13 protein-coding genes are annotated in these 14,812 nt (G+C 47.5%); 8 read left to right on the top strand and 5 right to left on the bottom strand.

The window, feature by feature from the left end:
* Positions 1-198: 198 nt before the first annotated feature.
* Positions 199-1,062, bottom strand: coding sequence for a Tle-like phospholipase domain-containing protein (locus H4O21_RS14190; protein ID WP_182809534.1), 864 nt, complete (start codon positions 1,060-1,062; stop codon positions 199-201).
* A gap of 305 nt (positions 1,063-1,367) precedes the next feature.
* Positions 1,368-2,186, bottom strand: a complete 819-nt coding sequence (locus H4O21_RS14185; RefSeq protein ID WP_182809533.1) for an AraC family transcriptional regulator — start codon at positions 2,184-2,186, stop codon at positions 1,368-1,370.
* Positions 2,187-2,288: 102 nt separating this feature from the next.
* Here H4O21_RS14185 and H4O21_RS14180 point away from each other — a divergent pair, with 102 nt between their 5' ends.
* Entirely contained in the window at positions 2,289-3,092 is an 804-nt protein-coding gene (locus tag H4O21_RS14180) for a sulfite exporter TauE/SafE family protein (protein ID WP_182809532.1), read from the top strand.
* 63 nt (positions 3,093-3,155) lie between these two features.
* Here the strand turns inward: H4O21_RS14180 and H4O21_RS14175 are convergent, their stop codons facing one another.
* Together H4O21_RS14175 and apbC are read right to left on the bottom strand one after the other, a co-directional pair.
* Positions 3,156-3,368, bottom strand: coding sequence for a hypothetical protein (locus tag H4O21_RS14175; RefSeq protein WP_182809531.1), 213 nt, complete (start codon positions 3,366-3,368; stop codon positions 3,156-3,158).
* A gap of 87 nt (positions 3,369-3,455) precedes the next feature.
* The gene (apbC, locus tag H4O21_RS14170; protein ID WP_182809530.1) at positions 3,456-4,262 is read right to left on the bottom strand and encodes an iron-sulfur cluster carrier protein ApbC; all 807 of its coding nucleotides are present in this window, start codon (positions 4,260-4,262) and stop codon (positions 3,456-3,458) included.
* Positions 4,263-4,518: 256 nt separating this feature from the next.
* Here apbC and metG point away from each other — a divergent pair, with 256 nt between their 5' ends.
* From metG to H4O21_RS14135, 7 genes are all read left to right on the top strand, one after another.
* Positions 4,519-6,558 (top strand): methionine--tRNA ligase, encoded by a 2,040-nt coding sequence (metG, locus tag H4O21_RS14165; protein WP_182809529.1) that lies wholly within the window; start codon positions 4,519-4,521, stop codon positions 6,556-6,558.
* 629 nt (positions 6,559-7,187) lie between these two features.
* Positions 7,188-7,769, top strand: coding sequence for an electron transport complex subunit RsxA (gene rsxA, locus H4O21_RS14160; RefSeq protein ID WP_182809528.1), 582 nt, complete (start codon positions 7,188-7,190; stop codon positions 7,767-7,769).
* Between the two features lie 146 nt (positions 7,770-7,915).
* On the top strand, positions 7,916-8,524 hold the full coding sequence (rsxB, locus tag H4O21_RS14155; RefSeq protein ID WP_182809527.1) for an electron transport complex subunit RsxB: 609 nt from the start codon (positions 7,916-7,918) through the stop codon (positions 8,522-8,524).
* Positions 8,524-11,244, top strand: coding sequence for an electron transport complex subunit RsxC (rsxC, locus tag H4O21_RS14150; protein ID WP_182809526.1), 2,721 nt, complete (start codon positions 8,524-8,526; stop codon positions 11,242-11,244). Before rsxB ends, rsxC begins: the two co-directional genes overlap by 1 nt.
* Before the next feature lie 85 nt (positions 11,245-11,329).
* The gene (gene rsxD, locus H4O21_RS14145) at positions 11,330-12,376 is read left to right on the top strand and encodes an electron transport complex subunit RsxD (RefSeq protein ID WP_182809525.1); all 1,047 of its coding nucleotides are present in this window, start codon (positions 11,330-11,332) and stop codon (positions 12,374-12,376) included.
* A 31-nt stretch (positions 12,377-12,407) separates the two neighbouring features.
* Positions 12,408-13,109 (top strand): electron transport complex subunit RsxG, encoded by a 702-nt coding sequence (rsxG, locus tag H4O21_RS14140; protein ID WP_182809524.1) that lies wholly within the window; start codon positions 12,408-12,410, stop codon positions 13,107-13,109.
* 26 nt (positions 13,110-13,135) lie between these two features.
* The gene (locus tag H4O21_RS14135; protein WP_182809523.1) at positions 13,136-13,837 is read left to right on the top strand and encodes an electron transport complex subunit E; all 702 of its coding nucleotides are present in this window, start codon (positions 13,136-13,138) and stop codon (positions 13,835-13,837) included.
* A 160-nt stretch (positions 13,838-13,997) separates the two neighbouring features.
* Here H4O21_RS14135 and H4O21_RS14130 read toward each other — a convergent pair whose 3' ends face one another.
* Positions 13,998-14,735, bottom strand: coding sequence for a hypothetical protein (locus tag H4O21_RS14130; protein ID WP_182809522.1), 738 nt, complete (start codon positions 14,733-14,735; stop codon positions 13,998-14,000).
* Positions 14,736-14,812: the final 77 nt, after the last annotated feature.

The raw sequence follows: 14,812 nt of genomic DNA, 5'->3' as shown, positions 1-14,812 counted from the left end.
AGCAAAAACAATATACCAATATATCAGACATGAAGTTTCAGAACAGGTTATGAATTTAAAGAAGGGTATAAATAATACATTTAAAAAATCACTACTTACTCGCATAACCATAAGATAAGTAGTGATTTATACATATCCGAAAACTATTTCATGACACTGAAGTCTTGTAAATAAGGTTTCCAAATATAGCACGAGCAATCAGGCGATAAATGCCATATCTTCCAGCTGATAAGTGAAAACATGCCAGGCATGATTCAGCAGTGCTTCAGCCTGTTCTGCAACCCAGGTATCATCCGGCACTAGCCAGCCACCAAAGTCTGCCCTGTCATCAACGCCTTCCAGCCAGTAAGTTTCACCATACTGACGTTGTTCAACCACAATGCCTGCCAGCTCTGATCCCAGAGTAGAATTGTCCATCAGACCGTTGTGATCACTCAGGAAATCACCTTTAACATTAAAATTGGTTACCGCCGTGGCGTTTGCAATATCAAGATTCAGGTTTGCGATTGTGCTGGCCGACAGGCCTGCAGCATCAAACACTATCGCTTCTTCTCCGGTAGCCAGTGCCGCAGCAGTGGCTAGTCCACCACCCAGACTATGTCCAGTGAAAGACAGCTCAATGGCATCCTCTCCCTGTAACCCATTATCCTGGTTATACTGAATCACACCGGCCTGCAGCTCTTTAGCCAGGTCTACAGCCTGTTCATATTGTTCAGACTGACCAAAAGCCTGCTCAACATCCTCTACCCAGTCAACAGCAGACAACGGCTCCGTTCCTCTGAAAGCAAGCACCAGATCTCCGTCATCTTCTTCAAACAGCACGTAATCCAACCCTTCACCACCAATCCAGTCGATATAACCTCCGCCATTTTCGATTCTGTGATAGTTATCTGTTGTGAAGTCCTGAGCTTTAATATCAGAGATTCCACTGAATACGTTTAATGCTACATTGACAACCAGGTAATCATCCCAGTCATAAGTCTGAGAAGCCAGACGGGCAAAGTCCAATGATTGTTGGTATTTTTCCTGGGAAAGGCCAGAAGGTAAGGTATTTGTGGTCATTAGTACTAACTCCTTGTCTGCATACGCAGTATTGGCCAGGCAACAGAACATCCAGGCAAAGGCTAACCAGATGAACGATAAACCTGATATTGTTTTTATTCTGCCAGCAACGTTATTCGAGCATTATTTGGAGATCAATACAGAAACATGTCATTTAAAGGCTAAAACCGACAATTTAACAGCATATTTGTTTTAAACATTTTAAAACTGTTACTGCAATCAGGCTGTTAGCCGTCAAAAAACAAAACAACTGTTTAAGATAAAATAATTAAACAAATGCATAATTAATTATATCCGACAGCTGACTACTTTTTTGTTCTGCAGGCAAGATAATGTGCAGGAGAGTCAGCAAAGACTCTGCGAAACATAGCAATAAAATTTGCCGGAGATGCATACCCGCAGGCCTCTGACACCTCAGTAACAGACACACCTCTGGAAAGCATTTCCAATGCATGGGCTAATCTTGCCTGCTGCCTCCATTGTGAAAAACTCATACCGGTTTCAGACAGCATCAACCTGCGTAGCGTCCGCGCAGAAACAGCGCCTATTGTCGCCCATTGCTCAACAGTACGGGCACTGCCCGGTTCTTTAAGCACCGCTCTGGTGATACATTCCAGACGACGATCCTGAGGTATTGGTAAATGTAATGACTCATGAGGAGATAAGCGAATCTCATCAAGAATGACATCCACAATCCGTTTCTGCTCCGGGATCAGTGGCATTGACTTCTCCCATCCTGATGCCCTCAACATCAATGCTCCAAGCACCTCGCTGATACTAATGACACAGGGGATATCAGGTAGCAGATCACACAGCTCAGGCCTGAACAGAAGGGAACGACCACTCAGATGGCTGGCAAAATGAACACTGTGCATGGCCCCTGGCGGTATCCAGCCCGCTCTTTGTGGTGGAAGTATCCAGCTCCCCTGCCCGGTTCTTACCTGAATCAGACCTGAATCAATACATAACAATTGCCCGCGCAGGTGTTGGTGCCAGTGGCTATGACGCCTGGCCGATTGCTCTGACAGACTCCCTTTATGCTCCCAGCATCGCACGATCAGTTCAGGGCCTTCCAGACATTCGCTGTAATCGGAATCATGAATCTCTTTAACTACATCAACCATGGCCACTTCTCATTACTTTATGTCAGAAGCACATTATACGGCCATTACTACAACTGAATACAATGGGGTCATCTATTTCCAGACATTGAGAAGGAAGACAAAATGATTGAACCTGTATTTATGCTCTATTACATAATAACCGGCATGGGAGTAGGGTTTCTTGCCGGCCTGGCAGGTGTTGGCGGCGGCGGTATGACAGTCCCTATTTTTACGATGTTATTTGCCATGCAGGGGGTTGACAGTGATCAGATTGTCCATCTCGCTCTGGGAAGCTCAATGGCCGGTATGGTGTTCACAACCTTTGGCAGTATGAAAGCTCATTATCAGAACCAGAATGTGGACACAGTGATTGCTGTCAGAATGATCACAGGTGTATTAGCAGGGACCTTTCTGGCCACATTTATTGCATCGTGGGTTCAAGGGGTATATCTGGCATTATTTTTCAGCATATTTATGATGTACGTTGCCTGGAAGATGTTCAGTAAACGGGGACAATCCCATAATGTCTCTCCTCATGGCACAAAGGGGAATTTACTGGCAGGCTCTGCAATCGGTTCGGTATCTGCCTTAGTATCTATCAGCGGTGCAGGACTGAGCGTTCCTTATCTGATTCAGCAGAATATGGAAGCTAAACGAGCCATAGGCACATCAGCAGCAATAGGGTTTCCCATTGCTCTATCCGGCACACTGGGCTATCTGATTAATGGCTGGGACAATACCAGTCAGGAGCAACTAATATTTGGCTATATTTACCTGCCTGCTGTTGTACTCTTTGCTGCCAGCAGCTACATCACTACAAGCTGGGGAGTTAAATACGCTACTCAGATGCCAGCAGAGAGGCTGAAAAAGATAGTAGGTATACTTTGTGTCATACTCAGCGTCAAAATGCTGATTGGTGTGCTCTGACAACTCGTTCCAGTATCATCAATAACTAACAGAGGCATCAGCCGATGCCTCTGCATACCTGAGTTAACCTTTCGTCTTCAGATGCTGATCAGTAATAGCATCTCTGGCTTCGCTTAACTGACCAAACGCTTCTCTTAAGTTATCGTTTTTAAAAGAAAACACCTTATCTTTGAATTTAATATTCGTGATATCGTTATCATCCAGTTCGTTGAAAATATAGTTGATCGACTTTGGTGTTCTGATAAGAAAAGCGGAACGTTTGGTATTTGTGCACACGTACCCATTAAATAAATCTATTGAGGTATAAACAGACAAGGTAAACGAGAGTCGGCCCAGTCACATGGACCGCCCCTTATTCAGATATCAGTCATCACTAAAAGAGATCGTTGGCGCAACTTGCACTGCGCCTTCAAGCTGCTCATTCATATTATCGGCAATCTGGCTGAAGAAGCCTGCAATATCGCCATCTGGTTCAGCAATAACAGAAGGAACGCCACTATCAGCCTGTTCCCGTACTTTTAAAGCCAGAGGAAGCTGCCCTAACAGCGCAGTATCATATTCTCTGGCAATACGGTCACCGCCGCCTTCACCAAATACAGGCTCGGAATGTCCACAATTACTACATGTGTGCAGACTCATATTTTCAACCACGCCCAGTACAGGGATTTTTACTTTGCGGAACATCTCGACACCTTTTTTGGCATCAAGCAAAGCGATATCCTGAGGTGTCGTCACAATAACGGCGCCAGCGACCTTAACTTTCTGGGACAGAGTCAGCTGGATATCGCCGGTTCCTGGCGGCATATCAATAAACAGATAATCCAGGTCAGGCCAATCTGTCTGAGTCAGAATCTGCTGAAACGCTCCACTCACCATAGGACCACGCCATACCATGGGGGTTTTTTCTGTGACCAGATAAGCCATAGACATAGTGTGCAGACCATGAGCCTCTACCGGCAAAAAGGTAGTTCCATCTTTCATCTGCGGGCGCACATCATCAGAAACACCCAGCATCAATGCCTGACTGGGGCCATATATATCCGCATCCAGAACACCTACTTTAAATCCCTTCTGAGACATCGCAAGCGCAAGATTAGCCGTCACGGTGGATTTACCAACACCGCCTTTCCCAGAAGCAACCGCAATCACATGTTTTACCGATTCCAGCATCTGTTTATCTCTCTTTCATCTAAGCAGAATATTCTTTATAGCTTACCACACTCAATAACCAAGTACATTACCAGGGTATTTTTCCTTCTTAAAACCGCAATCGACGGATGAAAAAAATCCTTTCTCTCGCTATAGTTAGCGAATTAACTTTTTATCAGGCAGAGGGTTATCCATCGGGAGCAGGCATCTGGCCAACTCCCTGGAAATCAGATGGAACTGCCTGAATTGTTTAACCTGGACCAGTTAAAGAGACACTATGTCATCAGCACGTAAAATTCTTGTTACCAGCGCACTACCCTATGCCAATGGCTCCATTCACCTGGGCCACCTGCTGGAGTATATCCAGACGGACATCTGGGTTCGTTTTCAGAAACAACGCGGTCATCAGTGCTCATATGTTTGTGCCGATGATGCTCACGGTACAGCAATCATGCTGCGCGCTGAGCAGGAAGGCATTACCTCTCAGCAGCTGATTGACAAAGTTAATGAAGAACATCGCGCAGACTTTGCAAAGTTCCTGGTGAACTTTGACAACTACTACTCAACTCACTCTGAGGAAAACCGTGAATTCTCAGAGCTGATCTATAAGCGCCTGCGTGAAAAGGGTCACATCGCTACCCGCAGCATCACTCAGATGTACGACCCCGATAAAGGCATGTTCCTGGCAGATCGCTTTATTAAAGGCACCTGCCCTAAATGTAAAGCAGATGACCAGTACGGTGATAACTGTGAATCCTGTGGTGCAACCTATAGCCCGGCAGAACTGATCGATCCGAAATCGGCTATCTCCGGCGCTACTCCGGTTGAAAAGGATTCTGAACACTACTTCTTCAAGTTGCCTGATTTCCAGAATATGCTGGAGGAATGGACACAAAGCGGCACTCTGCATGAGCAGATTGCCAACAAACTGAAGGAATGGCTGGACGTTGGTCTGCAAGAATGGGATATCAGCCGTGATGCACCTTACTTCGGTTTTGAAATTCCGGATGCTCCAGGCAAATATTTCTATGTCTGGCTGGACGCACCTATTGGTTATATGGCCAGCTTCAAAAATCTGTGCAGCCGTCAGGATGACCTGGAGTTTGATGAGTACTGGAAAGAAGGCTCTGATGCAGAGCTGTACCACTTTATCGGCAAGGATATCATCAACTTCCACGCGCTGTTCTGGCCAGCCATGCTGGAAGGCTCCGGCTTCCGTAAACCGAGTGCGGTTAATGCTCATGGCTTCCTGACAGTTAATGGTCAGAAGATGTCTAAGTCTCGTGGCACCTTTATTAAGGCACAGACTTACGCCGAGTTCCTGAACCCTGAATACCTGCGTTATTACTTTGCAGCAAAACTGACCAGTCGCCCTGAAGATCTGGACCTGAACCTGGAAGATTTTACCGCCCGCGTAAACTCTGATCTGATCGGCAAAGTGGTTAATATTGCCAGCCGCTGTGCCGGTTTTGTGAAAAAATCCGGCGGTAAACTGTCCGACAACTGCGCAGAGCAGGCAATGCTGGATGAAGCGATTGCTCTGGGCGACCAGATCGCTGAACACTACGAAAATCGCGAATTTGGCCGTGCAATCCGCCTGATTATGGAAATTGCCGATAAAGCCAACCAGTACATCGCAGATAAAGCCCCCTGGTCTCTGGCAAAAGAAGAAGGCAAAGATCAGGAAGTGCTGGACATCTGCTCTGTAGGTATCAATCTGTTCCGCCAGCTGGTAACTTACCTGGCACCAGTGCTGCCCGAGTTATCTGCTAAAGCAGCCGAATTCCTGAATCTGGATAACCTGGACTGGGATGCACGTAAAGAACTGCTGCTGGGTCATGAGATTCAGAAATTCAAACCCCTGATGACCCGTATCGAAAGCGATAAGATCGAAGCCATGATCGAAGCATCAAAAGAGGTTCTGGCAGAAGAAGAGAAACTGAAAAAAGGCCCTGTAGCTACAGGCCCTCTGGCAGATGATCCTATCAGCCCGGAAATCGAGTTTGATGATTTTGCCAAACTGGATCTGCGAGTCGCGACTATTGTTGAAGCGAATCATGTTAAAGGGGCTGATAAGCTGATTCAGCTGACCCTGGATCTGGGTGGCGAAACCCGCAACGTATTTGCGGGTATTAAGTCAGCGTACAACCCGGAAGATCTGGTAGGTCGTCAGACAGTTATGGTCGCAAACCTGAAACCACGCAAGATGCGCTTTGGCATGTCTGAGGGCATGGTCATGGCGGCAGGCCCTGGTGGTGAAGAAATCTTCCTGCTGACACCGGATGAAGGCGCTGTTAACGGTATGCGAGTTAAATAAAGGCACAGTCAAAACAGCACTGTGTGATTTGTAAAACACCATAAAAAACGGGGGCTTAGCCTCCGTTTTTTTATTCTTCATTAAGAAACCATTCTCACTTACTTATAACTAAAGCATATAAAATACCCTTTCTTTTTTCTTGTATGGAATAATTGAAAAAAAGATAATAGGCGCCTGCATGATGCGAATAGGTTTGACAACTTAAACATCTGAGCAAAAGTAACGACAACGCCACAACAGACGTTGCCGTATTCTCCGGCTATTGGCTGAACTACCCGGAAACGCTTTTGGCTCGGGTATATCGTACTCATGAAACCGTAAAACCTGAAACAGTTTTAACTCCGGGGTCTTATAACTAAAGACTGACCTCGTCGCAGTCGCTGCACTGATCTGTATCAGGAAAACATTTAATACTACTGATACAGTATTTGCCCACTGAAAAGTGAATCAGTATCAAAACATGCAAGAGCACCTAATGACAGATCGAATTTCTGGCATTCTGCGACAAATTGCCACAGGACGTCAGGTAACAAACGGGTAAAATCTCAGCCATCGGTGATGCTTCACCTTGCTAAAACACCGGGTTGATAAAAACCTTTGACAATTAAAACAGCTATGTAAGAAATCAGATGACTGAATATATTTTGCTGCTGGTCAGCACGATTCTGGTAAACAACTTTGTTCTGGTACAGTTCCTGGGACTATGTCCGTTTATGGGCGTATCCAACAAGCTGGAATCGGCTATGGGTATGTCCCTGGCAACGACATTTGTCCTGACGCTGTCATCTTCAAGCAGTTATCTGGTTTACCATTTCATCCTTGAACCTCTTGGTATTGAGTACCTGAAAACCATCGCTTTCATCATGATGATTGCCGTTGTGGTTCAATTCACTGAAATGGTTGTTCGGAAAACCAGTCCCCTGCTATACCGGGTACTGGGAATCTTCCTTCCTCTGATTACCACAAACTGCGCTGTTTTGGGTGTTGCCCTGCTCAGCCTGAACAGAAACAGTGGTTTTGTCGAAGCTACAATTTACGGTTTTGGTGCCTCTGTTGGCTTCTCTCTGGTACTGGTGCTTTTTGCAGCGATGCGTGAACGTATCGCCGTATCTGATGTACCGACACCATTCCAGGGGTCATCTATAGCCATGATTACAGCAGGCTTGATGTCTCTGGCCTTTCTGGGCTTCAGTGGACTGGTGCAGTTATAACACTTTGCCCTGTTCCGTAACCCATAACCCTGCTTATTCTGATATTGCAGGTTACCCGGACAGTTTTTTCGATTACGCGAATAGTCACCCTGTTATCTTCGCGTAATCTTGTTTATCAGACAGGATCAGGTAATAGAGCTGGATCAATGACGGAATTTTTTCTCAATCATCCTGTACTGGCTGCGGTTATAGGCCTTCTGGCATTAGCCGCCGCCTTTGGTGCTATGCTGGGCTACGCTTCCATTAAATTTAAGGTGGAAGGTAATCCTATTGTTGAGCAAATTGATAACCTGCTGCCCCAGACTCAATGTGGTCAGTGTGGTCATCCTGGTTGCCGCCCCTACGCAGAAGCTATAGCCAATGGCGATGACATTAATAAATGCCCACCAGGTGGTGAAAGCACGATGGAAGCACTGGCTGAGCTAATGGGCCGTGACCCTATGCCTCTGGATGCAGACCCGGAAGATATTGGCGTGAAAAAAGTCGCCTATATTCGTGAGGACGAGTGCATTGGCTGTACTAAATGTATTCAGGCCTGCCCGGTGGACGCTATCATTGGTGCCACTAAACTGATGCATACCGTAATTGAAAAAGAATGCACAGGCTGTGACCTGTGCGTGGAACCCTGTCCTGTAGATTGTATTGATATGCTGCCTGTTGAAACCACCATTAAAACCTGGAGCTGGGCATTGCCTGAAGGTCCTAACGCCCGATTCAAAGGCCAGGTCATCGCTACTGATGGAGGTCAGGCCTGATGCGTACAGTATGGGATTTTCATGGCGGTATTCACCCGGAAGAAAATAAACAGCAATCGACGCAATTTCCGATTGTTGATGCTCCTCTGCCAAAAAAGGTGATTCTGCCGCTACAGCAACATATTGGCGCCCCGGCAGAACCGGTTGTGCTGATAGGTGAAAAAGTCAGAACCGGGCAATTAATCGCTAAAGCTGACGGCTTTATCAGCGCTAATATCCACGCCACTATTTCTGGTACGGTTGTCGCGATTGAAGATCATGCCATTCCTCACGCCTCGGGTATGACAGATGAATGCATCATTATCGAATCCGACGGTCAGGATGAATGGATTGATCTGCATCCGGTAAAAGACTGGGAAAATGCCGATGTAGAGACTCTGCTCAATAAAATTGCAGAAGCCGGTATTGTTGGTATGGGCGGTGCTGGCTTCCCCACTGCGGTAAAAGCCAGAACCCGTGAGCGCCATGATATTGATACCCTGGTGATCAATGCAGCGGAGTGCGAGCCTTATATCACCTCTGATGATATGGCGATGCGTACCTATCCGGAACAGGTTATCGAAGGTGCTAAGATTCTTTGCCAGCTGGTAAACCCCAGTAGCTGTCTGATTGGTATTGAAGATAACAAACCAGAAGCCATTGCAGCTCTGGAAGCAGCGGCCAAAGGCACCCATATTGAAGTGGTGGTGGTTCCGACTAAATATCCATCTGGTGGTGAAAAGCAGCTGATCCGCATTCTGACCGGTCGTGAAGTACCTTCAGGTGGCCTGCCAGCAGATATTGGCGTGGTATGTCAGAACGTGGGCACCACTATAGCTATCTATAAGGCGATTGCCAAAGGAGAACCCCTGATCAGCCGTATCACTACACTGACCGGTAGTGCCTTTACCCGCCTGCAGAATTTTGAAGTACGCCTGGGAACGCCGATTAATGAGCTTCTGGAGCTGGGTGGCTTTAAAAACTCGCTTGCCAGTCGTCTGATCATGGGTGGTCCTATGATGGGTTTCTCACTTCAGGGTGATGAACTCCCCGTTGTAAAAACCACTAACTGCCTGCTGGCACCAACCCATCAGGAGTTTCCTGATCCTGAAATGGAAAATCCCTGCATCCGTTGCGGTATGTGCGAACAGGCCTGCCCGGCTGAACTGCTACCTCAACAGCTGCACTGGTTCTCTAAAGCTCAGGAGTTTGAAAAAGCTCAGTTATTCAATCTGTTCGACTGTATCGAATGTGGTGCCTGTGCTTTTGTCTGCCCGAGTCATATTCCCCTGGTACAGTATTACCGCTACGCGAAATCCGAGATTCGCCGGGAAGATGAGGAAGCGAAAAAAGCCGAACGGGCGAAGATTCGTTTCGAGCAGCGTCAGGCTCGCCTGGAACGTCAGGAAGCAGAAGCCGCAGCGCGCCGTAAAGCGCGTATGAGTGCATCGGCTAAACCTGCAGCGAAGCCAGCAGCAAAAGCCAATGAGGCCGCTACTACAGCAGTCGATGAGGCCGAGCAGAAGAAACTGAAGATTCAGCGGGCAGCTGCTGCAGTATCGGTTAAGAAAGCCGAAAAAGCACTGGCAGAAGCCAAAGAAAACAATACGGATAATCTGACTGAACTGGAACAGAATCTGAAGGGTGCTCAGCAGAAACTGGCAGATATTGATAGCAAGCTGGGCTCAGCGAAGCCTGCGGCCAAACCTGCCGCTTCAGCCAGTGGTCAGGTCACTGAAGAACATGAAAAAGCTCTGAAGCAGGCTAAAATTGCTGCCGCGGCCAGCAAAGCAGCCATTAAGAAAGCGGAAAAGGCACTGGCCACTGCTCAGGAAGCCGGTGATACCGATGAGATCAAAGCCAAAGAAAGCGATCTGGCCACCGCCAAAGCGAACGCTGAAAAAGCGGCGGATAAACTGAAACAATTGCAATCCACACCGCCTGCTGCACCACAGACCAACGCAGCCGCTTCAGAAGAACACGAGAAAGCACTGAAGCAGGCTAAAATCGCCGCTGCAGCCAGCAAAGCAGCTATTAAAAAAGCAGAAAAAGCACTGGCTACTGCCCAGGAAGCTGGCGACGCCGACGAGATCAAAGCCAAAGAAGAGACTCTGACTATAGCGAAGGCCAATGCAGAAAAAGCAGCAGATAAGCTGAAGCAACTACAGGCAGCTCCAGCCTCTGCGGTACAGCCAACAAGTGATTCTGCACAGCAAGCTTATGAAACCGCTAAAGCGGAACATGAAAAATCACTGAAACAAGCCAAAATTGCTGCCGCTGCCAGCAAAGCCGCCATCAAAAAAGCGGAAAAAGCACTGACGGCCGCTCAGGAAGCCGGCGATGCTGATGAGATCAAAGCGAAAGAAGACATTCTGAACACAGCACAAAGCAAAGCGGAAGCAGCAGCAAAAAAACTGGAGGAGTTGAAAAATAATCCTCCAGCGGCACCAGCTCCACAAACAGCAGCAAATGCGCAGACGCCTGAAGGTTCGCAGGCCGCTTCATCTACAGAAGACGATGTCGCAGCTCGTGAGAAAGCCCTTAAGCAGGCTAAAATCGCCGCAGCTGCCAGCAAAGCAGCGGTTAAAAAAGCGGAAAAAGCACTTCAGGCCGCTCAGGATAGCGGTGATGCTGCAACCATCAGTGAATGTGAGCAGACTCTGAGCCAGGCTCAGACAAAAGCTCAGACAGCCGCTGATAAGCTGGAAGCCGTAAAAGCATCTCAGGCTGTTGAAGCCTGATACGGACAGATACCGGATCAGATAACATTATCTGATCCGGAGAATACGATCTGACAGAACGATCTGAATAAGGTACTGAACAGTTATGGCGTTTACCCGAGTTTCATCGCCTCATCTACATCGCCCGCTAAGCACCCATCAGGTGATGCGATATGTTATCCTGGCGACCTTGCCAGGTCTGGCAGCACTGACCTGGGTGTTTGGCTGGGGTTCACTGATCAATGTCGTTATTGCCAGTCTGGCAGGCCTGGCGTTCGAAGCCGCGGTACTGATGCTGAGAAAGCGTAATCCGGTACCCGCTTTGAAAGATAACAGTGCCCTGCTGACCTGTGTCTTACTGGGCTTAGCCCTGCCACCACTGGCACCCTGGTGGCTATTGATTACCGGCAGCTTTGTCGCGATTGTGATAGCAAAACAGCTATATGGTGGCCTGGGGAATAACCCATTTAATCCGGCGATGATTGCCTATGCCCTGTTGCTGATCTCCTTCCCGGTGGAAATGACTCAGTGGATGATGCCTGCAGAACTACTGGAGAAACGGGTATCACTGGGGGCCAGCTTACAGGCTGTCTTTGCCGGACATCAGCAAGTAGCTGATGCCTTTACCATGGCAACACCTCTGGATGGTTTTAAACATAAAGGCGAACTGATGGCCGATGAGTACTGGCGTCAGAATGCATTTGTTGCTGAAAAAGTCTGGGGGAGCTGGGCCTTTGTTTCTGTCGGCTTTATGCTGGGCGGCCTGTTCCTGCTTTGGAAAAAGATCTTTACCTGGCATATTCCGGCCGCCATGCTAGGAAGCCTTGCGTTACTGTCAGCGATATTCTACGGCGGTGATCCAAGTAATTATGCCTCCCCTATGGTTCATCTGTTGTCTGGCGCGACTATGCTGGGCGCTTTCTTTATCGCTACCGACCCGGTAACAGCAGCGACCAGTAACAAAGGTAAGCTATGGTTTGGCGCTGGTATCGGTGTGCTGGTATATGTGATTCGTACCTGGGGTAACTATCCGGATGCCGTCGCATTTTCGGTGCTGCTGATGAACTTTGCAGCTCCTTTTATCGATTACTACACCCAGCCGCGTACATTCGGCCATAACAAAGCCCGTAAAGGCATTAAGCGTGACGCCTGAGCAACAGGCATAAACCGTTAAGGATTTTCAGATGCACGGTAACCCCAATCCTGACAACGCAGCAGCCACTGATCAGGCAGAAGAGAAAGAACAGACACTGATTGAGTCCATTCGACGCAGCAGTATTGGCCTGGGTATTTTCGCCGTCGTCACTGCAGGTATTATCGCAGTGACTCAGCTGGGCACAAAAGATGTGATCAGTGATAATATTCGCCAGGCACAGAGTCAGAGTCTGTTCGAGCTGATACCAGCCAGTGAAGTAGATAATGATCTGTTAAATGACACCTATGTGATTCAGCCGGACGATATTCTGGGTAATAAAGATCCGATTACAGTGAACATCGCCCGTAAAGACAATCAGATCCAGGCTATTTTCTTCCCGGTAACTACCCCTCATGGCTATAGTGGCAATATCAATATGCTGGTGGGCGTTAAGCGTAACGGTGAGATGGCTGGTGTTCGGGTACTCAGTCATAAAGAAACACCAGGGTTGGGTGATAAAGTGGAAACCAAAAAATCAGACTGGATTCACAGCCTGAGCGGTTTATCACTGGAAAATCCGGGCACAGAAAAGCTCAGAGTAAAAAAAGACGGCGGTATTATCGACCAGTTTACCGGAGCAACGATTACACCAAGGGCCATCGTGAATCAGAGTCGCTATGTACTGCAATACTTCAATAAGCATAAAGATGTACTGCTGGCGATTCCGGTACCGGAACAACAGAATCAGTAACTCAGACCTGCAAACGAGAAAACAGTATGAAAAGTTATCAGGAAATCTCTCTGGACGGTCTGTGGCATAATAACCCGGCGTTGGTCCAGTTATTAGGGCTCTGCCCACTACTGGCCGTGACGGGCTCTGTGGTGAATGCACTGGGCCTGGGCATCGCAACAATTCTGGTTCTGGTGGGCTCTAACCTGTCCGTATCTCTGATCAGAAACTATGTACCTGAGCAGGTACGCCTACCGGCTTTTGTGATGATTATCGCCAGTTTTGTAACCTGTGCCGAGCTTCTGATGCAAGCTTTCACCTATGAGCTGTATCAGATTCTGGGGATCTTTATTCCTCTGATCGTAACCAACTGTGCCATTCTGGGACGCGCAGATGCCTTTGCCAGTAAAAATCCACTGCTACCCTCTTTGGTGGATGGCATTATGATGGGGCTGGGTTTTACTGCTGTTCTGGTATTGCTGGGTGCAATGCGTGAGCTGCTGGGCCAGGGCACACTATTTGAAAATATGCAGCTGCTGTTTGGCCCTATGGCTGAGAACTGGAAAATCGTGGTTTTTGAAGACTACAGTTTCCTGTTTGCGATTCTGCCACCAGGGGCTTTTGTCGGCATGGGCATTCTGATTGCAATTAAGAATATGGTGGATAAGCAGCTGAAAGACAAAGCGGAAAAAGCGAAGAATAACCAGCCCAAAGAAAAGGTTGACCGCCGAATACGTGTGACAGGCTAATTTCATACGATTCATAACCTTTCTGAAACACAAAGAGCAGGCACTGCACCTGCTCTTTCTCGTTTTGCTTAGCTTTTTAGGTCCATTCAACCCTTAGCCGATCAATTCGAGCTGAGCTAACCCCCTCCACGGTGAGGCCCATCAGATTAGCTCTGCAATATTAATCCTGATCGTCTTCCCTGCGGCTATCATCATCCCTTTCCTGATCATTATCCTGACTTAATTGCACGTGACGTACATACATGCGGTAGGCAAAGATAGTAAACAAGGTGTAACACACGCCGAAGAAGACTCTTAACACGGCATCCATCACCACGCCCAGCGTATTATCTCCGAACAGCATAGATAGTCCTGACTCCAGGGTGAACAGAGTCATATAGATCACTCCAGCCCCGGTCAGAATCAGCCAGAAATCTGCTTTGGTATCCTGCCAGCTGAGTTTAAAAGCCGTAACAGGTTTTTTCTGCTCCAGCACACAGTAAAACTCAGCAAAGGTCATTCTGACCATCAGTATTAAACCTGGAATAATCAGCAACAATAAACCAGCCAGAATCGAGAAACCTATCATCAGATTCAGAATCAGAAGCGGTAACCAGAGACGCAACGCAGAGAAATAATAGGCTCCGGCCCCGGCAATCTGATGACCATTGATACGATCATGCATAAAACGGATCAGAGCTGCGTGATATAAGGGATAAGTCAGTGCATTAACAAAGGCTATGCTGGCATAAACCTGTGCCGCATTTGAGTTATCCTCCACGATCCACGCCTGTTCAGCAAACAGGCCAAAAATAGTAACAGGTAATAAAACAGGAAGAATAAGGGAAAGGATAACTGTAAAATTAGCAAAGAAAAACTCAAACGAATCCTTCAGCAAGCGGTTCAGGTCCTGAAACATATACGACTTCCGATCATGTTTATAATCAATTCAGGAAGGATTCTACTAAAAAGGCCGGATGACAGTCACCTCAACTC

The sequence above is a fragment of the Oceanospirillum sediminis genome, from assembly GCF_014164585.1.
GTDB classification, from domain to species: Bacteria; Pseudomonadota; Gammaproteobacteria; order Pseudomonadales; family Halomonadaceae; genus Oceanospirillum; species Oceanospirillum sediminis.
This window is presented reverse-complemented; position numbering and strand designations above follow the sequence as displayed.

What these genes read in the sequence shown, in the direction of transcription:
- H4O21_RS14190 (WP_182809534.1), bottom strand. Translation starts at nt 1,062, where the DNA reads ATGACCACAAATACCTTACCTTCTGGCCTTTCCCAGGAAAAATACCAA.
- H4O21_RS14185 (WP_182809533.1), bottom strand. Translation starts at nt 2,186, where the DNA reads ATGGTTGATGTAGTTAAAGAGATTCATGATTCCGATTACAGCGAATGT.
- H4O21_RS14180 (WP_182809532.1), top strand. Translation starts at nt 2,289, where the DNA reads ATGATTGAACCTGTATTTATGCTCTATTACATAATAACCGGCATGGGA.
- apbC (WP_182809530.1), bottom strand. Translation starts at nt 4,262, where the DNA reads ATGCTGGAATCGGTAAAACATGTGATTGCGGTTGCTTCTGGGAAAGGC.
- metG (WP_182809529.1), top strand. Translation starts at nt 4,519, where the DNA reads ATGTCATCAGCACGTAAAATTCTTGTTACCAGCGCACTACCCTATGCC.
- rsxA (WP_182809528.1), top strand. Translation starts at nt 7,188, where the DNA reads ATGACTGAATATATTTTGCTGCTGGTCAGCACGATTCTGGTAAACAAC.
- rsxB (WP_182809527.1), top strand. Translation starts at nt 7,916, where the DNA reads ATGACGGAATTTTTTCTCAATCATCCTGTACTGGCTGCGGTTATAGGC.
- rsxC (WP_182809526.1), top strand. Translation starts at nt 8,524, where the DNA reads ATGCGTACAGTATGGGATTTTCATGGCGGTATTCACCCGGAAGAAAAT.
- rsxD (WP_182809525.1), top strand. Translation starts at nt 11,330, where the DNA reads ATGGCGTTTACCCGAGTTTCATCGCCTCATCTACATCGCCCGCTAAGC.
- rsxG (WP_182809524.1), top strand. Translation starts at nt 12,408, where the DNA reads ATGCACGGTAACCCCAATCCTGACAACGCAGCAGCCACTGATCAGGCA.
- H4O21_RS14135 (WP_182809523.1), top strand. Translation starts at nt 13,136, where the DNA reads ATGAAAAGTTATCAGGAAATCTCTCTGGACGGTCTGTGGCATAATAAC.
- H4O21_RS14130 (WP_182809522.1), bottom strand. Translation starts at nt 14,735, where the DNA reads ATGTTTCAGGACCTGAACCGCTTGCTGAAGGATTCGTTTGAGTTTTTC.